Source organism: Cetobacterium sp. 2G large (assembly GCF_014250655.1).
Lineage (GTDB): Bacteria > Fusobacteriota > Fusobacteriia > Fusobacteriales > Fusobacteriaceae > Cetobacterium_A > Cetobacterium_A somerae.
The window spans coordinates 560402-585184 of sequence record NZ_JACHTH010000007.1 but is presented as its reverse complement, the minus strand read 5'-3'; the positions used below and the strand labels follow the sequence as shown (position 1 = coordinate 585184).

20 protein-coding genes are annotated in these 24783 nt (G+C 29.8%); 6 read left to right on the top strand and 14 right to left on the bottom strand.

Features of this window, described 5'->3' with window-relative positions; translation table 11 throughout:
• Positions 1-18: 18 nt before the first annotated feature.
• The 7 genes from xdh to dpaL are packed head-to-tail and all read right to left on the bottom strand — an operon-like array spanning position 19 to position 10441.
• Positions 19-2574 (bottom strand): selenium-dependent xanthine dehydrogenase, encoded by a 2556-nt coding sequence (gene xdh / locus H5J23_RS13295; RefSeq protein WP_185892747.1) that lies wholly within the window; start codon positions 2572-2574, stop codon positions 19-21.
• Between the two features lie 14 nt (positions 2575-2588).
• Entirely contained in the window at positions 2589-3686 is a 1098-nt protein-coding gene (locus H5J23_RS13290; RefSeq protein ID WP_185892745.1) for a 4Fe-4S binding protein, read from the bottom strand.
• A 19-nt stretch (positions 3687-3705) separates the two neighbouring features.
• Positions 3706-5049: a nucleobase:cation symporter-2 family protein gene (locus tag H5J23_RS13285; protein WP_255494431.1), complete on the bottom strand. Its 1344-nt coding sequence runs from the start codon at positions 5047-5049 to the stop codon at positions 3706-3708.
• 21 nt (positions 5050-5070) lie between these two features.
• Positions 5071-6396 carry a putative aminohydrolase SsnA gene (gene ssnA, locus H5J23_RS13280; RefSeq protein WP_185892743.1) on the bottom strand — a complete coding sequence of 442 codons (1326 nt, stop codon included), beginning with the start codon at positions 6394-6396 and terminating at the stop codon, positions 5071-5073.
• A gap of 10 nt (positions 6397-6406) precedes the next feature.
• Complete coding sequence (locus H5J23_RS13275; protein WP_185892741.1) at positions 6407-7990, bottom strand: amidohydrolase family protein; 1584 nt, start codon at positions 7988-7990, stop codon at positions 6407-6409.
• Between the two features lie 15 nt (positions 7991-8005).
• Positions 8006-9193 carry a YgeY family selenium metabolism-linked hydrolase gene (locus tag H5J23_RS13270; protein ID WP_185892739.1) on the bottom strand — a complete coding sequence of 396 codons (1188 nt, stop codon included), beginning with the start codon at positions 9191-9193 and terminating at the stop codon, positions 8006-8008.
• A 33-nt stretch (positions 9194-9226) separates the two neighbouring features.
• On the bottom strand, positions 9227-10441 hold the full coding sequence (gene dpaL / locus H5J23_RS13265) for a diaminopropionate ammonia-lyase (RefSeq protein WP_185892737.1): 1215 nt from the start codon (positions 10439-10441) through the stop codon (positions 9227-9229).
• A gap of 267 nt (positions 10442-10708) precedes the next feature.
• Here dpaL and H5J23_RS13260 point away from each other — a divergent pair, with 267 nt between their 5' ends.
• Positions 10709-12433, top strand: a complete 1725-nt coding sequence (locus H5J23_RS13260; protein WP_185892735.1) for a sigma-54-dependent Fis family transcriptional regulator — start codon at positions 10709-10711, stop codon at positions 12431-12433.
• A gap of 11 nt (positions 12434-12444) precedes the next feature.
• On the opposite strand, the gene H5J23_RS13255 is transcribed toward H5J23_RS13260, so the two are convergent.
• Positions 12445-13143 (bottom strand): LexA family transcriptional regulator, encoded by a 699-nt coding sequence (locus H5J23_RS13255; protein ID WP_023052389.1) that lies wholly within the window; start codon positions 13141-13143, stop codon positions 12445-12447.
• A 166-nt stretch (positions 13144-13309) separates the two neighbouring features.
• On the opposite strand from H5J23_RS13255, the gene H5J23_RS14255 reads away from it, so the two are divergent.
• From H5J23_RS14255 to H5J23_RS13240, 4 genes are all read left to right on the top strand, one after another.
• A complete protein-coding gene (locus H5J23_RS14255; RefSeq protein ID WP_023052390.1) occupies positions 13310-13441 on the top strand; it encodes a hypothetical protein in 132 nt (43 codons plus the stop codon).
• A 76-nt stretch (positions 13442-13517) separates the two neighbouring features.
• Entirely contained in the window at positions 13518-14198 is a 681-nt protein-coding gene (locus H5J23_RS13250; RefSeq protein WP_185892734.1) for a hypothetical protein, read from the top strand.
• 341 nt (positions 14199-14539) lie between these two features.
• A complete protein-coding gene (glsA, locus tag H5J23_RS13245; protein ID WP_023051758.1) occupies positions 14540-15454 on the top strand; it encodes a glutaminase A in 915 nt (304 codons plus the stop codon).
• 39 nt (positions 15455-15493) lie between these two features.
• Positions 15494-16882 carry a sodium:alanine symporter family protein gene (locus H5J23_RS13240; protein WP_185892732.1) on the top strand — a complete coding sequence of 463 codons (1389 nt, stop codon included), beginning with the start codon at positions 15494-15496 and terminating at the stop codon, positions 16880-16882.
• 62 nt (positions 16883-16944) lie between these two features.
• On the opposite strand, the gene H5J23_RS13235 is transcribed toward H5J23_RS13240, so the two are convergent.
• The 6 genes from H5J23_RS13235 to H5J23_RS13210 all read right to left on the bottom strand — a co-directional run bounded on the left by H5J23_RS13235 (position 16945) and on the right by H5J23_RS13210 (position 23857).
• The gene (locus H5J23_RS13235) at positions 16945-17838 is read right to left on the bottom strand and encodes a pectinesterase family protein (protein WP_185892730.1); all 894 of its coding nucleotides are present in this window, start codon (positions 17836-17838) and stop codon (positions 16945-16947) included.
• Positions 17839-17850: 12 nt separating this feature from the next.
• Complete coding sequence (locus tag H5J23_RS13230; RefSeq protein WP_185892728.1) at positions 17851-19341, bottom strand: UxaA family hydrolase; 1491 nt, start codon at positions 19339-19341, stop codon at positions 17851-17853.
• 27 nt (positions 19342-19368) lie between these two features.
• On the bottom strand, positions 19369-20910 hold the full coding sequence (locus H5J23_RS13225) for a glycoside hydrolase family 28 protein (protein ID WP_185892726.1): 1542 nt from the start codon (positions 20908-20910) through the stop codon (positions 19369-19371).
• 12 nt (positions 20911-20922) lie between these two features.
• Positions 20923-21705 (bottom strand): carbohydrate ABC transporter permease, encoded by a 783-nt coding sequence (locus H5J23_RS13220; RefSeq protein WP_342663778.1) that lies wholly within the window; start codon positions 21703-21705, stop codon positions 20923-20925.
• 153 nt (positions 21706-21858) lie between these two features.
• The gene (locus H5J23_RS13215; RefSeq protein ID WP_185892724.1) at positions 21859-22737 is read right to left on the bottom strand and encodes a carbohydrate ABC transporter permease; all 879 of its coding nucleotides are present in this window, start codon (positions 22735-22737) and stop codon (positions 21859-21861) included.
• A complete protein-coding gene (locus tag H5J23_RS13210; protein WP_023051751.1) occupies positions 22727-23857 on the bottom strand; it encodes a glycoside hydrolase family 105 protein in 1131 nt (376 codons plus the stop codon). The genes H5J23_RS13215 and H5J23_RS13210 overlap by 11 nt, the downstream gene beginning before the upstream one ends.
• Positions 23858-24084: 227 nt before the next feature.
• On the opposite strand from H5J23_RS13210, the gene H5J23_RS13205 reads away from it, so the two are divergent.
• Positions 24085-24777, top strand: coding sequence for a GntR family transcriptional regulator (locus H5J23_RS13205; protein WP_023051750.1), 693 nt, complete (start codon positions 24085-24087; stop codon positions 24775-24777).
• The last annotated feature ends 6 nt before the right edge of the window (positions 24778-24783 follow it).

The following is a 24783-nucleotide window of genomic DNA, read 5'->3' as shown; positions in this document are numbered from 1 at the left end:
AAATTTTCTCTCCTTTTCTTATTTTTTATAAGTTGTTTCTTTTAGTGGTAATGATGTTCTAAACTTACCATCATATTTGTAATATGCTCCTTGAACTGCAGGTGCTGTTGGAACAACAACAATTTCTCCAACACCCTTAGCACCGTAAGCTAAATTCTCTTTATTTTTCTCTATAATTATGGATTCAATCTCTGGTACATCTGTTGATCTTAGTAACCCTATTGTCCCAAATTTTGATTTTATTACTCCCTTTTCTACCTTCAAATCTTCAGTTAGGGCGTAACCTAATCCCATTACTACGCCACCTTCAATCTGTCCTTCTACATTTTTAGGGTTTACTGCTCTTCCTACATCATGTGCTGCAACAACCTTTTTAACTTTTCCATCCTCACCTAAAATAACCACTTGAGTCGCATATCCGTAAGCTACATGACTTTCTGGATATTCTTTTTCAGAATTCATCGAATCTGTTATTCCAGAATATTCACCTAAAAATTCTTGGCCTTCCAATTGTTCTAAAGATCTATCTTTCAATGCTTCTTTTAATTTCAATGCGGCTCTTTTCGTTGCTTCTCCTGTAAATACTGTTTGTCTTGATGCTGTTGTAGTTCCAGAGTTTGGTGTTCTACTTGTACTTGGCATTTCTACGACTATATTCTTTGGTAATAATCCTGTAGTCTCACAAACCATTTGTAGAGCAACTGTCCCTACTCCTTGGCCTATACAAGCTGCACTTGTTCTTATATGAACTTTTCCTTTTTCTATTGAAATTAAACATCTACCAACATCAGGCAATCCCACTCCTATTCCTGCATTTTTAAATGCACAAGCTATCCCTGCTAATTTATTATTTTCATAAACATCTTTAACTGCTAGTAAAGTTTCTTTTAATGCCGTTCCAGAATCTGCTATTTGTCCATTTGGTAAAATCATACCTGGCTCTATAGCATTTCTATAACGTATTTCGAAAGGTGATATTCCAACCATTTCTGCTAATTTATTTAAATTGCTTTCAGTAGCAAATGCTGATTGTGTAACTCCAAATCCTCTAAATGCACCGCCAATAGGATTATTAGTGTATACTGCTATTCCTTCTATATCTATATTATGATAATTATAAGGTCCTGCTGCATGAGTACACGCTCTTTGAAGCACAGGTCCTCCTAAAGAAGCATAGGCTCCTGTATCTGCTAAGATTTTAGCTTTCATTCCTAAAAGTTTTCCATTTTCATCACACGCAGTTGTCATCTCTATTTTCATTGGATGTCGTTTAGTACTAACCACCAAGCTCTCTTGTCTAGTCAATGTAAATTGAACTGGAACTTTTAACTTCCAAGCTAGGAGAGCTGCATGATGCTGAACAGACATATCCTCTTTTCCACCAAAACCACCACCTACATAAGTACTCTCTACTTCAACTTGTGATAGATCCATTCCTAAAAGTCTAGCAATCTCTCTTTGTTCATCATAAACACTTTGAGAACTTGTCATTATTTTTATACCATTTTCTTTTGGTATAGCTGTAGCACTTTCTGGCTCTAAATAGGCATGCTCTGTATAAGGAGTATGGTAAATATTTGTTACAATATATTTAGCATCTTTTAAGACTTTTTCTACGTCTCCTCTTTTTAAAACTTGCTTAAATAATAGGTTACCTTTTTCATGAATTTTTGGTGCATTCTCTTTTAATGCTTCTTCTGGATTAATTATTGGCTCTAAAACTTCATACTCAACTTTTACTAGCTCTTTAGCTTTTTTCAAAATTTCTTTAGATTTTGCGCCTATTAATACTAAAGCATCCCCCATATATCTTGTTACTTCACCTTCAGCTATCAAGGCATCCCAATCAGATATAAAAGATAAATGTCCTATATTTCTATGTCCTGGAACATCTTTTGCTGTTACAATTCCCACAATACCCTCTAATCTTTCAACTTCACTTGTATCTATTTTTTTTACTAAAGCTCTTGGATGAGCTGTTCTTACAGCTCCTCCAAATATCATTTCAGGAATTTTTATATCTTCCGCATATTTTCCTTTACCCAGTGTTTTTTCTTTAGCATCAACTCTAAAAGTATTTTCTCCAATTAATCCCTTACACTCTACTTTAGGAACAATCTCTCCATTTCTAAAAATTCGTGCTGCTTCTTTTATAGCTTTTACTATTTTTACATATCCTGTACATCTACAGATATTTCCTCTTAATGCTAATTTTATTTCATCTTTAGTTGGCTCTAAAGTTTTTAAAAATAATCCTTTTGCACTGACCACCATTCCTGGAATACAAAATCCACATTGAACTGCTCCTTCTTTTGAAAAAGCATATGCAAATACGTCTCTTTCATACTCTGTTAAGCCCTCTACTGTAAGGACATTCTTTTCTGCTACTTTTTCTGTTGTTAGTAAGCAAGCTCTAAACGGTTTGCCATCAACAAGAACCATACAAGCACCACATGCTCCTTCACCACATCCATTTTTTACTGCAATAAAATCCATATCATCTCTTAAAAAATCCAATAGATTTTTCTTTTCTTTTGTCTCTATAAGTTTTCCATTTATAGTTATTTTAAGCATAGAGTCCCCCTATTTTATCTTGGTATTGATAATGCTTTTGTAGGACATTTTGATGTACAAACTCCACATCCAAAACATCTATCTATATCTATAACTGCCTTTTTATTTTCTATCTCAATAGCTTTATAACCACAAACTATTTTACAAATTCCACATCCTACACATTTATCTAACTCTACTTTAGGAGGAATAGTCATATAATTATTTTCTTTAATACTTTCCATATGCTTTATTGTTATTCCTCTTATTTCATCCAATGAACTATACCCATGGGCATCTAACCAATTATTCGTTTCCTTAGCAATTCTACCAAAAGCCTTAGGTCCCTCTACTATGCCTTGAGTACAAACCTGAACAGCAGTTGCTCCAGCCATTACATACTCTATTACATCCTCTCCTTTTGTAACTCCCCCTACTGCAAAAATTGGAATTTTTACCGCTTGTGCAAGTTCATATACTACTCTCATAGCTATTGGTTTTATAGCTGCTCCAGACATCCATCCATATCCACTTTTGCTTCCCATATGTGGCTTTCCAGTTTCTAAATCAATTGACAAACAAGGTCCCACAGAGTTTATAGCAACTAATCCATCAGCACCTGCAGTTTCTAATGCTCTAGCTACGTCTCCTAAATTCTCAACTCCTGGTGATACTTTCATAAATACTGGTTTTTTTGTTAGCATCTTTGCCATTTTTAAAGTATTTAACATTGGTGTTAAATCCCTTCCTACATAATGACTTGATATTTCATAAGCATCTGCAAATTTGTCAACCATTGGTATTAATTTTTTTATATCCTCTTTTACATAGCCAAGACCTATTATTAATGGCTCACCTTTAATTTTACACTTTTCATACTCTTGTTCTACCCAATGCTCTGGAGATAACTCTGACCATAATTCTGTATTTAAAAAATGATTTCCTTTAAAATCATACATGCAAGGTTTTGGAATTTCTGCTGCTTCACTAGAAATTGTTTTTGCAACTACACCTGCTGCTCCTCCTTCCATCGCTTCTTTTATAGCCTGAGCGTCTTTTGATGGTGGTCCCGCCGCCACTATTACTGGGTTATCATACTCTAATCCTGCAAAATTTACTTTTATATTAGCCATTTTATATTCCTCCAAAAATTTATTTTTTATTGAACTCATTAAATACAATATTTAAAATTAAAACCGTTAATGCTCCTAAAGTTACTGGACTTTGAAATAAAATTTTTCCCCATTGAGGAAAATTAGTAAATAGTTGTGGTGCTGCTATTGGAGCTAATGCCATTCCTAAACTTGTAGCCACTATTACAAGATTTTTATTTCCATCATAACTTATTGTTCCTAATCTTTTTATTCCATTAGCTGCAACTATTCCAAACATTATTATTCCTGCTCCACCTAATACAGGAGACGGAATTGATGTTAAAATTGCTACTAATTTAGGAAAAAAACTAACAACTAATAGTATTATTCCTGCTGCAGTTCCTACAAATCTACTTTTTACCCCCGTTATTGCAGCAATACCTACATTTTGACCAAATAAAGAGTGAGGAAAGCTATTAAAAAATCCAGCGATAATACTTGTTAAACCATGTCCTCTTAGTCCTGCTACAATCTTTTCTTGATTAGGTTCTACAGAACAAATATCAGATAAATTTATTTGATTTCCTGTAGCATCTGTCATTATTACCAATTGAACTAAAAATAACGATAAGATTGCTGTTAACTCAAATTTTGGAAATCCAAATTGTAGTGGTGTATTTATTGTAAAAGCTGTAGCTTCATTTAGAGTTGAAAAATCAGTTAATCCCATAGGAATTGCTACTAAAGTTCCTAAAAAAATACCTAATAGAATAGCAATATTTCCCAAAAATCCTTTAGATAATTTTTGAATAGCTAGTATTATTCCTATTGTTACCAATGCTAAAATTATATTTTTAATGCTTAAAAAGCTTGAACTTTTTGGACTTCCTGCTACCCATCTCAAAGCTACTGGAATTAATGATAATCCCATAGAAGTAACAACAACTCCAGATACTAGTGGCGGAAAATATTTTAAAAGTTTTCCAAACATTGGTGCCACTAAAAATGCAAAAATTCCAGATACTATTGTTGCTCCAAACATAACTTGTAAACCAAAAATTGGATCGCTCCCTTTATAACTTAGCCCTACAGCAACTAAAGCTGAAACACCAGCAAAACTTACACCCTCAACTATCGGCAATTTTGCTCCTATTTTTCCATGAATATCTAAAGTTTGAATAAATGTTCCTAGTCCTGCCATCATAAGTGTTGCACTTACTAACGTATTAATCTCCTCTTGTCCCAATCCTAAACTTTCTCCTAAAATCATTGGAACGGCTATTGCACCTGCACACATTGCTGCAACATGCTGAATTCCTAATAAAAACATATTTTTTATCTCTAACTTTTGATGAACTTCTTCTACAATACCTTTTTCTAATTCCATAGTTTTAACACCCATTTTTCCTCCGCTTTTAAATTTTTAGTCTCTTAACCACATTTTTTTTGAAACTATTCTTGAATTTTTAAAAACCTCTTTTTCATCTAGTGTTAATATTTTTCTATTCTTCATAACTATCTTTCCGTTTATAATCGTTGTTATGACATCTCTACCCATTATTCCAAATAGAAGATGGCTGTTATAATTTTCTTCATTTATCTCTGTTAAAGGATTATAGTTTACAATGATGACATCTGCTAATGCTCCCTTTTTTAAAATTCCCATTGAACCTTCAAAGTATTGTTCTGCTATTTTTCTATTATTTTCAAAAAGCATAGTTGGTAATTCTATCCAAGCAACCGAAGGATCTCTTTTTTCATGTTTATGAATTATATTTCCAACTTTTAAAGACTCTAACATATCACTTGTGTATCCATCAGTTCCTAATCCTAAACGTATTCCTTTCGAATACATCTCTAGTATTGGAGAGCAGCCTACAGCGTTACCCATATTTGATTCTGGATTGTGAACCACATTGGTTTTTGTGCTTTTTAAAATCTCCATCTCTTTCTCATTAATATAGATACAATGAACTCCTATTGTTTTTTCTCCCAAAATTTCAAATTCCAAAAGTCTTTCAACAACTCTTTTCCCATATTTTTCTAGTGAGTTATTCAAATCGCCTATACCCTCAGCAATATGAACATGATACCCAACGTCTAATCCGCATATAGCTTTTTGACATTTTTTTAAAGTTTCATCACTTAATGTAAATGAAGCATGAAGTCCAAACATTCCTTTTAACATGTTTTCATGCTCATTTTGACATTTTTTTATAAATCTTATATTTTCATTGATTCCCTCTTCAGCAATATCTAAACCATCTCTATCTGAAACCTCATAACATAAACAGCTTCTAATTCCCACTTTTTTTGCAGCTTCTCCTATAATGTCTAAACTTCCACTTACAGAGTTAGGACCAGCATGATGATCAAATACAGTTGTTACACCATTTTTTATAGAATCTATATATGTTGTTAGTGCACTATACTTAATATCTTCATGATTTAATTTTTTATCGACTTTCCACCAAAGGTTTTCTAAAATCTCTTGGAAATCTTTAGGAGCTTTGCCAGAGGATTTCATTCCTCTAGCAAAAGCACTATAAATATGATGATGTGTATTAATAAATCCTGGCATAATAAGATTATTTTCAGCATCAATAAACTCTTCATTAGGATATTTATTTTTTAAAATATCACTTTTTCCAATTTCTAGTATTTTCCCATCTTTTATTAAAACTCCACCATTTTCAAAATATGGACATTCTTTATCATGAGTAATTACTCTTCCATTTCCAATTAACATAAAACCTCCTCTATTTTTTTCTAATAACCTCTCCTGCAAGGACTTTATGATAATTTCCATTCTCTAATACAATATTTCCATTTATTAAAACATAATTTATTCCTTTAGGATATTGTATTGGATCTACATATGTACCTTTATCAATTATCTCTTCTAAGTCTATAACTAAAATATCTGCAAAATATTCTTCTTCTATAACACCTCTATTTTTTATTCCAAAAGAAGTTGCCGCTTTTTTAGTCATTTTAAAAATAGCTTCCTCTATTGTTAAAATTTTTTGTTCTCTAACATATCTTCCTAAAACTCTTGGAAACGAACCATAAGCTCTTGGATGAGGCTTTCCAGTTAAAAGTCCATCTGTACAAACATTTTGCTCTGGTCTTTTTAAAATTTTAATAACGTGCTCTTCTAATCCATAGAAATCAACCATTCCTACGGCATTTTCTTCTTCTAATAAAAGATCAAAAGTCGCATTATAAGGATCTTTTCCTCTAATTTTTCCAATTTCCAAAAGATTTTTTCCTATTAAATCACTATTTTTTTCAGTTTTTACTGATGTCACAAATATCTGATCTAATCCAGCAAATTCTACAAAATTATCCCATCCAGGAATCCCATTCTCCATGTCATAAATCATTTTATTTCTACAGTCACTATTTTCAAGTCTTTTCATTAATTCATCTGTTCCTCCAGCATGAGCCCAAGGAGGTAATATTACTCCTAACATAGTACTTCCTGCTGCATAAGGATATTGGTCAAACGAAACCTCTATCCCCTCTTTTCTAGCCTCTTCTAATAGATTTAACATCTCATCTAAGTATTTCCAGTTACTTTTTCCACAAACTTTAAAATGGGAAAAGTGTATCTTTACTCCAGATTTTTTTCCTATCTCTATAACTTCTCTCATTGAATTAACTATTGTATCTGCTTCGCTTCTTTGATGAATTACAAACACTCCATCAAATTCAGCAACTACCTTACACATTTCAATAATTTCTTTTGTTTCTGAATAAGCACATGGTATATATATAAGTCCTGTCGATAGTCCAAATGCTCCAACTTCCATCTCTCTTCTTGTTATTTCACACATTTTTTTAATCTCTTCATCTGTGGCTGGGCGCCCTTCTAACCCCATAGCTTCCATTCTTATATTCCCATGAGGAACTAAATATGCCTCATTTAATCCAACACCATTTTCTTCCATCATTTTTAAATAGTTATCAGTAGTTTCATATTCCCAATTAATTTCGTCTGATTCTCCATCTAAACCTGCAATATTTTTTCTCCAAGAACTTACATATTTTTTAGGCAATGGAGCCATTGAAATCCCATCTTGACCCAAGACCTCTGTTGTTATTCCTTGTCTTATTTTTATTTCATTATATGGATTTACTAAAATCATCAAATCTGAATGGCTATGAGTATCTATAAATCCTGGACAAACTATTTTTCCTTTTGCATCAATAATTTTATCAGCTACTTCATCTATTTTTCCTATTGATTTTATTAGGTTATTTTCAATTAATAAATCACCTAAAAATGGCACTGTATTGTTCCCATTTACGATTAATCCATTTTTTATTAATATTTTCATGATCTCTCCTTTTCTCTATTTTTTGTAAAGAGACTTTAAAATTCCATAATAACCTTCTGTTCCTTTTAGTAGTTGCTCTATCTCTATATGTTCATCTATTGTGTGAGCTAAGTTTTCTCTTGATGGACCAAATCCAATTGTTGGTATTTTTGCTTCTCCTGCATAGTGAGACCCATTCGTACAGAATGAATATTGCGTTATTTCAGGGTTTAATCCTACTGATTTTAATCCTTCATAAGCTATTTTTGTAAATTCATCATCCTTCTCATATAACCATCCTGGGAAAAATCTTTCTCCCTCTATTGTATTCCCTGTATAACACTTCTCTTTTCCAACTGAATAAGATACTTTTATCTTCATTTGCGGATCATTTTCCATAAGTTTTTGTGCTAATTCTTGCAATGGTTTTATTACACTTTCCATTGTTTCTCCAACTAAAAGTCTTCTATCATAAGTAGCTCTACAATACTCAGGCACTACTGAAGCTCCTGGATATGGTGCTGATTTTATATCTACAAGCTCTAAAATTCCTTTTCCTAAAACAGGATGTACTGGTGGAACTAATTTATTTATCTCTTGAATTACTGTAGCCATTTTATAGACTGCATTTATTCCTTTGTCTGGATTAGCTGAATGTGCTGGCTTTCCAAATGTTTCTACAACTATTTCTCCTCTTCCTCTTTGACCTATTTTTAAGTTAAGTTCTGAGCACTCTCCAATTACAACGTAATCTGGTTTTACTGCTGCACTTATTTTTCTTGCTGCAATTCCTTCAAAACACTCCTCATGGACAACTCCGGCTACATAAATTTCTCCTTCAAAATCTTTATTACAATCTTTAGCAAAATAAGCACACGCTGATATCATAGCTCCAACTTGTCCCTTCATATCTGATGTTCCTCTTCCATATATTTTTCCATCAGATATAGTTCCATCAAAAGGTCCAAAACTCCATTTACTTTTATCAGGAACTGGTACTGTATCTATATGTCCATCAAATAAGATTTTTTTACCTGGTTTTTTCCCTTTGATTTTTCCAACTATATTTCCATATTCATCTACAAAATATTCATCAAACCCAAGTCTATCAAAAGCTTTTTTTATTACTTCAACTACTTCTCCCTCTTCTCCTGAATAGCTTGGCGCTTTTATTAACTCTTGACATAACTCTATAACTTGATTCTCTCTCTCTTTAGAAAACATTTTTTCCTCCTAAAACTTTTATTTTAAATTTAATTATTTTGTACATTCACCAAACCAAACTATATCTCTATATTTTTTTGGATCTGTATCTCCCTCTGTGCTAAACAACAATACTTTTGAATCTTTATTAAGTTTTAATTTATCTCTTAACTCTTTATACTCATCATTTGTCATAATTTCATAAAGTACTCCCATAGTTACAGCCCCTGATTCTCCAGATTTTACTCTTTCATCTCCATCTAAAGGATTTCCTAATATTCTCATTCCATTTGCTGCACTCCAATCTGGACATGATAAAAATGCTGTACTATAATTTCTTAAAATTTCCCATCCTATTGTATTTGGTTCTCCACACGCTAATCCAGCCATTATTGTTTGCATAGTACCACCTACAAATCTTGGTTTTCCATCTTTTGCTAAAGCTGATTTATATAAACAATCTGCTAAATCTGATTCAGCTATAACTGTTATTGGACAATCTTTTCCGTAGATAGAAGCGAATACCCCTTGAACCGCTCCAGCTAAAGACCCTACTCCAGCTTGAACAAATATGTGTGTTGGTCTATCTACTCCATAACTTTTTAATTGTTCGATAGCTTCTAAAGCCATAGTTCCATATCCTTGCATAATCCACGCTGGAATCTCTTCATATCCTTCCCACGCTGTATCTTGAACTACAACTCCATTTGTTTCTTTTGCATTTTTTGCTGCAAGTCTTACCGCATCATCATAGTTCATATCAGTTATTGAAGCTTCCGCTCCCTCTTTTTTAATGTTTTCAAGTCTTGCTATAGATGACCCAAAAGGCATATAAACAACAGATTTTTGATTTAATTTATTAGCTGTCCAAGCAACACCTCTTCCATGATTTCCATCTGTTGCTGTATAAAATGTTACATCTCCTAACTTTTCCTTTATGTCCTTAGAAATTAATTTTTCATAATCTAAGTTAGATATATCATCTCCTAACCTTGAAGCCAGATATTTTGCCATGGCAAATGATCCACCTAAAACTTTGAATGCATTTAATCCAAATCTATATGACTCATCTTTTACAAATATTCCAGCAAGTCCGATACTTTTAGCTACATTATCTAATTTAGCTAAAGGGGTTTCTTTATATTGTGGAAAACTACTATGAAAGTTCTTTGCTTTTACTACTTCATTCTCAGTTAAAATATTTAAGCAACTTTCATAATTGTCTCCCTTTTCAATTTCATTGAAAGCATATTTAATTTTATTTTCCATAACTCACTCCTTATTAATTTTATCTCCACTCATATAATAAGCAATTTCTATACCAAAAATAAATGATATAATTTCTATATTCCTTTCATTGATTTTATTTTTGAACATTACGTATATATTTTTTATATTTTTAAAAAATATATACGTAATGTTATATTATCATTATGATAATATTTATCATTATGATAATATTTAAAATCTCTATATTTAAGGTTAAATCTATAGTTAATTATCATTTTGATAATTAATTTTTTAAGGAAGTGATTTATGGAAAATATATTAATTAATTTAAGAAAAGATATCCAAAAATTTGCTGAAACTATTTCTCAAATTATCCAAATGGACGTTGAAATTATGGATAAAAATTTTATTAGAGTTGGAGGAACTGGTCGTCTTAAAAATAAAGTCGGACAATCTATGACTGAAGAATCACATATTTATAAAAAAGTTTTAGAAACTGGAAAAGAGTATGTAATATTAAATCCTAAAGAGGATATTCACTGTAGTAGATGTCCATCTATTCAAAACTGCAAAGAAAAGTTAGAAGTTTCAACACCTATTTTTTTTAATAACGAAGTGGCTGGAGTTATTGGACTTATTTGTTTTAATAATCAACAAAAATTAAATTTTATTGATAAACAAGAAAAGTATTTAAATTTTTTAAAACAAATTTCTGGTTTTATTTCATCCCAAGCTTATCTATTTTTAGAAAATTCATATGCTGAATCTAAAAAAGAGTTTCTAAAAGTCATACTTAATAAAATAGAAGAAGGTATTTTAATTTATGATAATAACCATTTGTTAACACATATGAATGAAGTTTCTATAAAACTTTTTAATACTAAAATTCTTCAAGAAAACCTTTTTATTCAACCTTTAAATGATAATTTTTTAGGAAAAAATGCTTACTCTATTATTTATAATGATAAAAAGCTTGATGTTTTTGGAGAGATTTTTACTTTTTCACCTTTTGAAAAAGTCTTAATTTTTAAAGAAAAAAAAGCTATTCATAATTCAATATTACACGTTACAAATTCAACTACTGGAACTCTTGTTAAAGATTTTATTTTCTACTCTGATTCTATGAAAAAATTATTTGAACGAATCAATAAGATATCAAAAAATCCGTCAACAGTTCTAATAACAGGTGAAAGTGGAACAGGTAAAGAAATAATTGCTAGAACTATACACATGAATAGCAATAGAGTTAATCAACCTTTTATAGCTATAAATTGTGGAGCTATTCCTGAGGCTCTTCTTGAAAGTGAATTCTTTGGTTATGTGAAAGGTTCTTTTACCGGGGCTGATCCTAGAGGAAAAATTGGGAAATTTGAATTAGCTAATGGAGGTACCTTATTTTTAGATGAGATAGGAGATATGCCTTTATATATGCAAATTAAGTTGCTTAGAGTTTTACAAGAAAGAAAAATTATCAGAATTGGATCAAATCAACTTATTGATGTAGATGTCCGAATTATTGCTGCAACAAATCAAAATTTAGAACACTTAGTAGAGATGGGAGAGTTTAGAAAAGATTTATACTATAGACTTAATGTTGTTCCTATTGAAGTCCCACCATTAAGAAAAAGAACTGGAGATATTTTTATTTTTGCAGAACATTTCGCTGAAAAGTATGCTACTCTATTTAAAAAAAATTTTGCTAATATTTCATCTGAAGTTCTAAGTATATTTGAAAAATACAATTGGCCTGGTAACGTAAGAGAACTTGAAAATACTATTGAATATATGATTAATTTAATGGGAGATAATGGTATTTTATCGTATAATCATCTTCCACAAAAATTACTTACAACTAATTCTGCTAAAATACCTCAAGAAAGAACTCTTAAAAGTATGGAAATTGAAATGATTAGTAATTTGTTAATTAAATATGGAGATTCAACAGAAAGTAAAAAACAAATTGCTAAAATTTTAGGAATAGGAATAGCTACCCTGTATAGAAAAATTGAACAATATAATTTAAAACACTAGGAGGTAATATCCTAGTGTTTTCTTCTACTTTCTATAACAGCTCCATAGCATTTTAAATACTCCAATTCTTCGTCAGATATAATGATATCTGAATATCTTTTTTTATCACTATTATCAGATACGAGTCTTACTTCATTTTTATTAATTTTAAGTCTTTTTATATATGTTTGATCATGATAACTAAATACACAAACTTTTCCTTCTACCATTCTCATCTGCTTTTGAACGGGATTAATTATGACTAAATCTCCATCTGATAAAGTTGGAAACATTGAATCTCCACTAACTTCTACTAAAAAAGCATTCTTAGGCAATTCTATATTTGAAATAGAAGATAATACCTCCGTTCTAGTGTTGTCCTCAAAATTTATATGACCTAATCCTGCTGCTGCTTTACCTAAGACTGGTAAAGTTATTATCTCTGCTTGTTGCTTATTTTTTTCCTCTTGATTATTTTCATCTAATTTTCTTTTTATTAAATCTGGAGTTCTATCATAAGCAACTATATATCTAATTTCATCTGCTTCTTTATCTGTTTCAATAAATTTTTCAATAAATCTTTCTACAAAATCATCCTTAGGAATTCTAATTCCTTTTCTATAGTGACCTACTACAGATAGAGAAGAATCTGTTTGCTTTGCTATATATTCTAATGTATAATTATTTTTCATCATCATTTTTTCTAAATAATTACCAAATTTAGTCTTCACATTATCCTCCCTTCTTATTTTTTAATTTATTATACTATTTTTCTACAAAAATGTAAAAAAATATTTGATTTTTTTTCTACATTAAAGTATAATTCTAATAGATGAATTTTAAATTTTTTTATTTTTTTCTTATACATTTATGTAGAAAATTTGAGGAGGAGTATTAATGAGATTTAAAAGAGTTTCTAATCACTTTTGGAGAGTTGAATCTAATGGAGTTTTTATTGTTGGAACTTGGGAGCAGTGTCAAAAAGAACTACTTAATTTATGCTTAGATAAATGTCTTTTAAAAAATTAATTTCTCTTTTTTCTAGAGATTAAGTAAATTTTATTATATAATATATAGTAAATTAAATTTAATCTTGGAGGTTTTTATGATTTTTGGTAAAAAAATTAAAATAAATTTTGAAAATACAGATAATGGTATAAAACTATCAATTATAAATTTTCCTAAAAATATATCAATAACTGCTTTAGATTTTGGAAAAGATTTAGCTAAAAGAACTATGGAAGGTTATTCTCCTAATCCTGAAGAAGAAATTGATGTTATTTCTGGAATTATAGATGAAAAAACTAATGGTGAAGATATTGTATTTATCTATACATATGGTGATTTACCTTCAGCTATGATTTTAGTTGGAGCTTTGTGTAAAAAACTTCTGTTAGAGATTCCTACAGTAAATCCTCTTGAAATTGGAGGAATATTTCATGGTGAAAAAAATGAAGCATACATTAGAGTAGCTATACAAAAGATGATTATTACTAACGATGCTCTAGGTAGCTCATTAGAAATAAATCTACCTCAAAATACTGATATGAATAAATTTAAAAGTATTTTTTCTGAAATAGCTTTCTCTTTAATTCCTGAAGCTCAAAGTATTCAATTTGGATTAGGTACTGCTATTTCTAAAAAAGCAAATTCTAATTTAAATATACAACCTAAAAGAGTTGAAATTTCTTTAGCTCCTCATATAGAGAGTAAGATCCCTGCTTTAGCTTTAGTTTATGATATTGTTTTTCAAAGTATTACAATTTTCTCATTATTAAATAGTTAGATATTTTGGGTAGTATTAACTGTATTTTACTACCCTTTTTTATTTTTTTGTTTCAATAAATTCATTTTATGAATATTGACTATTTATTTTTTCTATATTTATTTTTTCTGTTTTTTTAATATTAATTTCACATATTTTTGAACAAACTTTTTTTTATATTTAAAATAGAATTTTATACTCTTCTCTATTTTTAAGCATTTTCAAACAATAAAAAAAAATTTATATAATTAAAAAATCAGAAATTAATTTCACATTGAAACAATATATTTTACTTTGTTCATATATAAAAAGTATTATAATTATATACAAAGTTTAGTAACAGTACTTTTAGGAGGTAAAAAATGCAAGAATTACTAAAAGAATTAGTTGAAAAACACAGAAAGACAACTGAATTAGGGAAAGTCGCAAGTTATATCCCTGAATTAGAAAAAACAAACCCCAGAAATCTTGGAATATATATTTTAGATAATGAGGGAAATGAATACTTTGCTGGAGATTATGATAATAAATTCACAGTACAAAGTATCTCTAAAGTAGTTGCGCTTATGTTAGCTATTTTAGATAATGGAGAGGAATATGTATTCTCTAAAGTTGGAATGGACCCTAGTGGAGACCCATTTAACTCTATTAGAAAATTAGAAACATCTAGTAGAAGAAAACCATATAATCCTATGATTAATGCTGGAGCTATCGTTGTATCTTCTATGATTAAAGGTGATGATGCAAAGGATAAATTCAATCGACTTCTTGAATTTTTCAAAAAAATAACAGAAGACCCATCTCTTGAACTAAACCCAAAGGTTTATTTAAGTGAATCTGAAACAGGAAATAAAAATAGAGCTATGGGATATTATTTGAAATCTGAGGGAATTATCACAGGAAATGTAGAGGAAGCTTTAGAAGTTTATTTTAAGCAATGCTCTATTGACGTCACTGCAAAAACAATTGCAAAACTAGGTTTATTTCTAGCTAATGAAGGACAAACTAGTACTGGCGAACAAGTTGTTTCTAATAGAGTTAGCCGAATTGTAAAAACACTTATGGTTACATGTGGAATGTATGATAACTCTGGTGAGTTTGCTGTAAGAGTTGGTTTACCGTCAAAAAGTGGAGTTGGTGGAGGAATCGTTTCCGTTGTTCCTCATAAAATGGGAATTGGTATTTACTCACCTGCTCTTGATCAAAAAGGAAATCCTATAGCTGGAGTATGTCTTTTAGAAGACCTATGCAATGAGCTTAAATGTAGAATATTCTAAACACACACACAATTTATTATATATTATATAGGAGGAACAATGAATATTATCAACACACTTAACAACATTTTATGGTCTTATGTTTTAATCGCAGTTCTTATTATTTCAGGATTATATTTCACTTTTAAATTAAAGTTTGCAAATATAACTGAGATTAAAGAGATGTTTAAAGTAATGCTTGAAAAAGGAAATGGAAAAGGTGTTTCACCATTCCAAGCATTTTGCATTAGTGCTGGTTCTAAAGTTGGAACTGGTAGTTTAGCAGGAGTTGCCCTTGCTATATCTGTTGGTGGACCGGGATCTATATTTTGGATGTGGATTTTAGCTTTAGTAGCTGGTAGTTTGAGTTTAGTTGAAAATACTTTAGCTCAAATTTATAAAAAGAAAGAGGATGGAATCTTTGTTGGTGGACCAGCTTATTATATGGAATTAGGTATGAATAAAAAATATCTTGGTGTAGCTTTTTCCATTCTTATTACAATAACTTATGGTTTTATTTTTAATGCTGTTCAAGCTAATACAATTACAGTAGCTTTTCAACATGCGTATGGTATAAATCAATTTTATGGAGCTATTATTTTAACTGTATTAACAGCTATAATCATTTTAGGAGGAGCTCATAGAATTGCAAAAGTTTCAGAGATTATTGTTCCAATTATGGGTGTATTTTATTTAGTAGTTGCTGTTTTTATAGTTTTAAAGAACATTGCAGCTCTTCCTGGAGTGCTTTCATTAATTATGACAAACGCTTTTGATCCAGCTGCTGCTGGTGGAGGTGCTCTTGGAGTTATTGTTATGGAAGGTATTAAAAGAGGTCTTTTTTCAAATGAAGCTGGTATGGGATCAACTCCAAACGCTGGAGCTAGTGCTTCTACAGATCACCCTTTCAAACAGGGATTAGTTCAAACTTTAGGAGTTTATGTTACTACATTAGCTATTTGTTCTGCTACAGCTTTTATCATTCTTTTCTCTGGAGTATTAGGAACTACTACTCATAAAGGAATTGAATTAACTCAAACTGCTATGATACATGAACTTGGAATTTTTGGTAGAATTTTCTTGATGGCTTGTATATTTTTATTTGCTTTTTCATCAGTTATTGGAAATTACTTCTACGGAATTGTTAATATAGCCTATACTGAAAAAAAATGGTTAGAAAACCCATTTAAAGTTGTTGCTCTTGCTATGGTTTTCTGGGGTTCTATCAAAGATGCTCCATCTGTTTGGGCTATGGCTGATTTATTTATGGCATTCATGGCACTTTTCAATATATATGCTATTACTAAACTTAGAGTTCCTGCCATTGAATGTATTCATCACTATTTAGAAGAAAGAAAAGCCAAAAGAAATCCTGTTTTCACTAAGAACGTTCTTTCTAACTCTACAGGTGTAGAGTGCTGGGATGATAAAGGAGAAGTTTCTCTTTAATTCTCTAAATATATAAGATAATTTATAAACTAAAATGGATGGACAATTGAGTCCATCCATTTTTATATATTCCAATTTTCAAACAATTTTTCTTTAGAGTAATTTTTCATCTCTTCTTTTAATAAAACTCTTCTTTTTATATTTACAATACTTCCTTCACCATAATTATTATACTCATAAAATCTAGCGTCATCTGGAGAAAATCCTGACATTGAATCCCAACCTTCCTCTTTTATGTGTGAACCTAAATATGAATTCATAACTATTGCACTCGGATTATATCCTGCTCTTTTTCCTGGATGCCAAGGTCTACCTATAAAAATTGTATTGCTTTCTCCATCACTATCAAATTTACAATTATTAAAGATGTATCCTATCTCTTGATTGTAAAGTGTTGATGGGGCCATTACATAACCAACTCCCTCATCTCTTTTCTTTGAAAAAATATTACAATTTTCAAAATAAGCCTGTGCTCCTCCAAAAATAAAATCTACATTTCCTTCTATATAACTATCTTTATAATATTGTCTTCCTTTATTTGCGTACAAAGTATCTTGATATCCCAAAAATTCACACCCTATAAATAGAGATTTATCTGCATCATTTTTTAAAGCTACAGCCTGTTTATCCTTTAAAAATGATTTTGGATAATCAAAGTCATTTTTAAAAACTATATTTTCAGCTTTAAATCCTTTAGCATTTGATGTTAATGTTACTGTTGCACTTCCACTTGTTCCATAAGTTTTAGTAGAATCTTCTCTCATTAAAGTTCCTGATGCATCACTCCAAACTAAAATAACTTTTCCCTTTTCTTCTCCAACTAGTGTTATATTTGGTTTATCAATTAATATTTTCTCTCGATATATACCATTTTTTAAATATATTACAACTTGATGATGTTGAATACTATCAATTATATTTTGAATACTTTCATCATTATTAACTTGTATTAACATCTATCCTCCCTCTTAAAGAGTCACACCATTTTTTAAAATAGCGATTTCTTTAAAATTATTTATTTCATTATTTGTTTTTCTACCTTCAACTACTTCTATTATATAATCAACGAATTCACCTAGCAATTCTTTCATTGTAACATTGCTATCTAATAGTTTTCCTGCATCAAAATCAATCCATTTTGGCTTTTTCTTTGCCAGTTCAGTATTTGTTGATATTTTTATTGTTGGAACAAATCCACCATACGGAGTTCCCCGTCCTGTTGTAAAAAGAACTATATGAGCTCCAGCTGCTCCTAATGCTGTAGTAGCAACCAAGTCATTCCCTGGTGCCTCAAGAAGTACCAATCCTTTAGATTTGACTACCTCTCCATATCTTAATACATCTTTGACTTTAGAAATACCTGATTTTTGAGTACACCCCAAGGATTTATCTTCTAGTGTTGATATTCCACCCTCTTTATTTCCAGGAGATGGATTTTCATAAATAGACTGATTATACGAGATAAAGTATTTTTTAAAATCATTAACCATATCTACTGTTTTATTAAATATATCTTTATTAATACATCTTTTCATAAGTAAAGTTTCTGCTCCAAACATTTCTGGAACTTCTGTCAAAATTGTTGTCCCATCATGTTCGACTATATAGTCTGAGAATTCCCCTACTAGTGGATTTGCAGTTATTCCAGAAAATCCATCTGACCCTCCGCATTCAAGTCCTACAACTAAATCTCCGAACTCTTTTTCAACTCTTGATTCAGAAATAACTTTATCGTATAACTCTTTTAAAAGTTCTACACCTTCCTCTATTTCATCTTCGGAATCTTGAGCTATCAAAAATCTAACTCTTTCTTTATCAAACTCACCTAAAGTTTCTTTGAACTCTTTCACTTGATTATTTTCACAACCAAGCCCTAAAACTAAAACTCCTCCTGCATTTGGATGTGTCACTATATTTTGAAGTGTTGTTCTAGTTGTTATATGATCCTTCCCTAACTGTGAGCACCCGTAATTATGTTTAAATACATTTAATCCATCTACTTTTGATATATCAAATCTCTTTTTAAACTCTTCTATTATATTTTCTCCAATCCCATTTACACATCCTACAGTTGGAATAATCCACAACTCATTTCTAATACCTATCTTATTATTTTTTCTTAAATACACATTTACTTTTTTTCTTTTAGCTCCTTCTAAATCTACACCTTCTAAATCTCCATATGAATATGTATCTAAATCATTCAAATTTGTTTTCAAATTATGTGTATGTATCCATTGACCTGCTTCTACATCTTTCAAAGTATGACCTATTGGCATTCCATATTTTATTACATCTTTATTTTTTCCCAACAACTCTAAAGTAAACTTATGACCTTTTTTTATATCCTCTTTTAATTTAATTTTTAAATCTTCAACCTCTACAATTTCTCCTTTATTTATAGGTAAAAGGGCAACTGCAACATTATCTTTTTTATTTATTCGTATACATTTTTTCATTTTACCGTACCCCTTTAAAGAGTTATCTTACTCTTTTTCTCCTTGAATTCTTATTTGTTCCCCAACATTTCCAGATATAACAACATTTTCAAACTTTACATTTTCTGCATTTGCTATAAAAAATCCACATTTACTCTCTTTTTCGATATGAGACATCATAGCTGGATAATCTGCTTCTACATCTTTGTTTGTAAAACTTATATTTATGTTTTTAAATTTTATATTTTCAATAGGTTTTTCTGGCAGTCCATATAAAAATCCAGCACAAACCTCTGTCTCTATACATACAATATTTTCAAATTCTAAATTTTTTATATGAGGTGTTCTCTTATCTACAGGGAGTTTTTCTTTTGTATAAACATACTCTGTTTTTCCATCTGGATCACAAAAATAGAAAGAATTAAAAACAAATGGAACTTTAACTTCATCCATATATACATCTTTTACGGTAATTCCATCAATAACTCCTTGTTCCCCTCTTCCTCTTCTTGTTTTTACCCTAATACCTTTATCAGTTTTGTAAAAAATACATTTTTCAATATTAACGTTTTTTATTCCTCCAGACATTTCACTACCTATAACCACTCCTCCATGACCATATTTCATCAAGCAATTTCTTATTTGAAAATTTTCTGATGGAGTTTTTAATTTTTCTCCTAAATATAATTTTCCAGATTTTATTGCTATGCAATCGTCTCCTACTGAAAAATCTATGCCGATGTATTCTACATTTTTACATGATTCCGGATCTATTCCATCAGTATTTGGTGAATCGGCTGGATTTTGAATTTTTAAATTTATAAATTTTAAATTTTCAGAAAAAAATGGATGAACTGTCCATGATGGTGAATTTTTTATTGTAACTCCCTCGATAGTTATATTCTTACACTTATTTAAAAATATTGTTCTTGGTCTCCAGGCTCCTCTTTTAATCTTTGGATTATTCCACCAATTTTCTTTAGAGGCTTGTCCATTTATAACTCCTTCTCCAATTATTTTTACATTTTCTATGTTTATTCCTGTAATTATTGAAGAAAAACTATCTAATGGATTTCCTTCCCAAGTTCCTAAATAATATTCTTCATCTTTTTCATTTTCTATTAATCCTGGAAGAATTCCAAAATTATCTCGATTAGTATCACCTAAAATTTCAGCTCCTGCTCCTAATTCAATAGTTATATCACTTTTTAAAAATAACGATGTAACTAAATATTTTCCTTTAGGAATATACACTCTTCCATTTTTAGGACAAGACATTATTACTGTTTGCAAAGGAAGGGTATCATTTGATACTCCATCCCCCTTCACTCCAAATCTCTTAACATTTAATGAAAAACTTTCACTTTTTGTTATAAAATCTTTTTTTATTAACAATTCTCCATTATCGTAAATTTCCAGTGTATAATTTGTTTCTGGTTCTAAATCATAAACACTATTAACTGTTTTTTCTATTTCAAATTTTTGTTTTCCAATCTTAACTTCTAACTTATTTTTAAGATAGAATCTATCTGTGTTATTTATTTCAAAAGTAAAACTTCTTGAATTTATTAATACTATATTTATCTCCATATTTTACCTCTCTTATCCTTTTACTCCTCCAGCTGAAATTCCATCTACAAAGTGTCTTTGAGCACAGAAAAATACAATTAATGAAGGTGCTAATCCAATTATTGACATCGCTAAAATTTGATTCCAGTTTACACTGCTACTTACATCCATAGACATTTTTAATGCCAATGCTACTGGATATTTTTCAACACTTGATAAATAAATTAACGGCCCCATAAAATCATTCATAGTCCACATAAATTGAAATAGTGCAATAGATATTATTGCTGGTTTTAGCATAGGAACCATTATATAAATAAGTGTTTGTAAAGAGTTACATCCATCTACACAAGCAGCCTCTTCAATCTCCTTAGGTAACCCTCTTATAAATTGTATTAACATGAATACAAAGAATGTATCTGTAGCAAAAGCTGCAGGAATAAATAAAGGTAAATATGTATCTAACCAACCAAAGTTTTTATACATTAAAAATTGTGGAATTCTTAAAACTACATTTGGTAGTAAAAGAGTTGATATCAAAATTCCAAATAAAATCTTTTTCCCTGGGAATTTAAATCTTGCAAAACCATAAGCTGTTAAAACTGCTGATACAATTGTTAAAGCAACTTTTGGTAAAACAATTTTAAAGGTGTTAAAAAAATATGTTGTAAATGTATACTCCGTTGACGTTTTCCATCCATTTACATATCCACTAAAATCAAATTTAAAATCTTTAGGTATAAATCCTATGCTTGTAAAAATATCAGCATTTGTTTTAAAAGAAGCTCCTAGTAACCAAATTAAAGGATAGAGCATAGCTATTCCAACAATAGCTAAAGTTAAATATCTCAATCCAACTTTAATACCTGATATTATATTTCTTTTTCTTGCTCTTAATTGATTCTCTTTTCTGATATCATCTGAGATTTCATCTATTGATATATTTATATTTTTTACATTTTCCATTTTTTATTCCTCCCCACTATCAGAGTAGTGTACCCAATATTTTTGACTTCTAAATGAAAATAGTGTGAATATCATTATTATTAAAAATAATACCCATGATATCGCTGAAGCATACCCCATTTGATAGTAATTAAATGCATTATCATATATTAATAGTGGTAGTAATTTTGTTGAGTTAAGTGGTCCACCACCTGTTATAATATAAGGTCCATTAAATTCTTGGAAAGCTTGAATAAGTTGCATAATAAAGTTAAAGAATATAACTGGTGATATCATCGGAATTGTTATATTTAAAAACATCATTGTTTGTGAAGCTCCCTCTATTCTAGCTGATTCATATAATTCTTCTGGTATATTTTTTAAAGCTGCTAAAAATATCACCATTGCAGATCCAAACTGCCAAGCTCTTAAAAGACTTACTGTAAATAATGCATACTTTGGATCTCCTAACCATGAAATTGGATTAACTCCTAAATATCCAATTATTATATTTATTAATCCTTGATCTGAAAATAAAAATCTCCATAAAACAGCTATTGCAACACTTCCTCCTAATATAGATGGTATATAATAAGCCGTTCTAAAAAAGTTTATTCCCTTTAATTTATAATTTAAAATGTTTGCTATAAATAATGCAAAAGCTAACTTTATAGGAACTGTTATAAATACATATTTTAAGGTATTAGACAATGTTTTTAAAAATAAAGGGTCATTAAATAACTTTATATAATTTGAAAGACCTACAAATTTTGGTGCACTTAATAAATTGTAATTTGTAAAACTTAACCAAAGTGATGAAATAAAAGGATAAGCTGTAAAAATTAAAAATCCTATTATCCATGGAGCTATAAATAAATATCCGTTAAATTGTTTACTTTTCACTATTCATCACATCCTTTTCTAAATATAAATACTCACTATATGTCATCAAAAATATTCCACTGCCTTTTACATCATCAGAAACAATAGGCTCTGATAAGTAATATTCGTAGCTTCCATCTCTTTCTTGACCACCAAATCCACCTAATCCTGCAACTAAACAAATTCCATCTAAAGATAAACTTTTATCTTCTTTTTCTCTTAAGTATTCTTTATAAATTCCTTCAAAAGCCTTTTTTCCAATTTCTGAGTACCTTTCACCGATATATCCTAATCTTGCTCCTTTCATCATGGCATAGGCTACCATTAAAGATCCAGAAGTCTCAAGATAGTTTCCATTCATCTCTTTTTTATCTACAATCTGATACCACATATTTTTCATCAAATCTCTGTACTCATCTACCCCTTTTATCGCCTCTTTGAATAAGATTTGAAGCCCTCTATATTCATTAAAAATCTCTTCTGACATATATTCTAAAGTATCAACTATCGACATTAAATGCCATCCGATGGCTCTTAACCAAAAGTTTTTAGAAAGCCCTGTTTCTGGAACTATCCAACTACATTTTTTAGCTGTATCCCATCCATGGTAATGCAATTTAAACTTTTCATCAAACATATTTTCTCTAACATTAATAAAATGTTTAAAAATATCTCCATAATTTCTTTTTCCATTGAACTCTGTCTCATATCTTATATAAAAGGGTTCAACCATATACATCCCATCTAGCCAAACTTGATTTTCATATCTTTTTTTATGCCAAAAATTCCCTTGTGGAACTCTTGGATGTTCTAAAATTTGTTCATATAATTTTTCAATTGCTTTTCTATATTTTTCATTCCCTGTAAAATTATAAACATCAAATAGAACTTTTCCTGCATTTATATTGTCTATATTAAACTCATTTTTCTCATAACCCTTTATAACTCCATCTTCATCTATAAAATCATCAAGATAACTATATACAAAATTTAAATATTCATCTTCTTTCGTTGTTTTATATAGCAACATTGCCCCTTGTAATAAACATCCATCTTCATAGCACCACTTTCCCTTATATGGTTTATAACTTTTTAAATAGTTACTTATATACTTTCTAGACTTTGTATTTATAGAATCCATTTTGTTACCTCCTTTAATTATTTTACACTAGTATCCTAGTAAACATTTTTAAAAAAGTCAAGACTTTTTTATTTCAAAATAGTTTTTTTTGTATATATATAGTATTTTTTGTTTTTATAATGTTAGCAAAATATTATTTTTATTGATATTGCTATATTAAAATTTTGCACATTTTAATATTTCTGGTATAATAAAAATAGAATATAAAGAACTGTTGGAGGTGTACTTTGAATTTATCAAAAGTTAATCGTCAATTTGGCGAGAATACTAAAAATTTTATATATAGAGTTTTAAAAACAAATATAATGATTCTAAATATTAAACCTGGAACTGGGATAAGCGAATCTGATATCGGTGAAACTTTAGGTGTTAGTAGGACTCCTATTAGAGAATCTGTCGTTAAATTATCTGAAGAAAGACTAATGGATGTTTATCCACAAAAGGGATCATTCGTATCTCTAATTGATTTAAAATTAGTTGAAGAGGCTTTTTTCATGAGAAAAATCGTCGAAAGAGAAGTTCTAAAACTCGCTACAACAAATTTCTCAAACCAAGCTATTAAAGAGCTTGAAAAAAACTTAAAATTTCAAAATATAATTGCTCAAATTGAAGAGGATCATACAGAACTTTTTTTCTTAGATAACGATTTTCATAGAATCATTTATAAAGAAGTTGGAAAAGAAAGAGTTTGGGAAGCTGTTCAATCATTAAGTACTCACTATGATCGTGTTAGGTTTTTAGATGCTATTGAAAAAACAAATTTAATTCCGACACTTGATCAACACAAAGATATTATTAATATAATTAGAGATGGCGACATTAACAAAGTCGATGAAATGATTGATAAACATCTTTCAAATTTTAAAAATAAAATTGGATATTTAATTGAAAAATATCCTGATTATTTCCTAAAATCTTAAATTACA

Excerpts from the sequence above, each read along its gene's own strand:
- H5J23_RS13275 (WP_185892741.1), bottom strand. The coding sequence starts at position 7,990 with ATGAAAATATTAATAAAAAATGGATTAATCGTAAATGGGAACAATACA.
- H5J23_RS13270 (WP_185892739.1), bottom strand. The coding sequence starts at position 9,193 with ATGTTTTCTAAAGAGAGAGAGAATCAAGTTATAGAGTTATGTCAAGAG.
- H5J23_RS13260 (WP_185892735.1), top strand. The coding sequence starts at position 10,709 with ATGGAAAATATATTAATTAATTTAAGAAAAGATATCCAAAAATTTGCT.
- H5J23_RS13220 (WP_342663778.1), bottom strand. The coding sequence starts at position 21,705 with ATGCTCTATCCTTTAATTTGGTTACTAGGAGCTTCTTTTAAAACAAAT.
- H5J23_RS13225 (WP_185892726.1), bottom strand. The coding sequence starts at position 20,910 with ATGGAGATAAATATAGTATTAATAAATTCAAGAAGTTTTACTTTTGAA.
- H5J23_RS13290 (WP_185892745.1), bottom strand. The coding sequence starts at position 3,686 with ATGGCTAATATAAAAGTAAATTTTGCAGGATTAGAGTATGATAACCCA.
- H5J23_RS13210 (WP_023051751.1), bottom strand. The coding sequence starts at position 23,857 with ATGGATTCTATAAATACAAAGTCTAGAAAGTATATAAGTAACTATTTA.
- glsA (WP_023051758.1), top strand. The coding sequence starts at position 14,540 with ATGCAAGAATTACTAAAAGAATTAGTTGAAAAACACAGAAAGACAACT.
- H5J23_RS13230 (WP_185892728.1), bottom strand. The coding sequence starts at position 19,341 with ATGAAAAAATGTATACGAATAAATAAAAAAGATAATGTTGCAGTTGCC.
- H5J23_RS14255 (WP_023052390.1), top strand. The coding sequence starts at position 13,310 with ATGAGATTTAAAAGAGTTTCTAATCACTTTTGGAGAGTTGAATCTAAT.
- dpaL (WP_185892737.1), bottom strand. The coding sequence starts at position 10,441 with ATGGAAAATAAAATTAAATATGCTTTCAATGAAATTGAAAAGGGAGAC.
- H5J23_RS13240 (WP_185892732.1), top strand. The coding sequence starts at position 15,494 with ATGAATATTATCAACACACTTAACAACATTTTATGGTCTTATGTTTTA.
- ssnA (WP_185892743.1), bottom strand. The coding sequence starts at position 6,396 with ATGTTAATTGGAAATGGAAGAGTAATTACTCATGATAAAGAATGTCCA.
- H5J23_RS13250 (WP_185892734.1), top strand. The coding sequence starts at position 13,518 with ATGATTTTTGGTAAAAAAATTAAAATAAATTTTGAAAATACAGATAAT.
- H5J23_RS13285 (WP_255494431.1), bottom strand. The coding sequence starts at position 5,049 with ATGGGTGTTAAAACTATGGAATTAGAAAAAGGTATTGTAGAAGAAGTT.
- H5J23_RS13235 (WP_185892730.1), bottom strand. The coding sequence starts at position 17,838 with ATGTTAATACAAGTTAATAATGATGAAAGTATTCAAAATATAATTGAT.
- xdh (WP_185892747.1), bottom strand. The coding sequence starts at position 2,574 with ATGCTTAAAATAACTATAAATGGAAAACTTATAGAGACAAAAGAAAAG.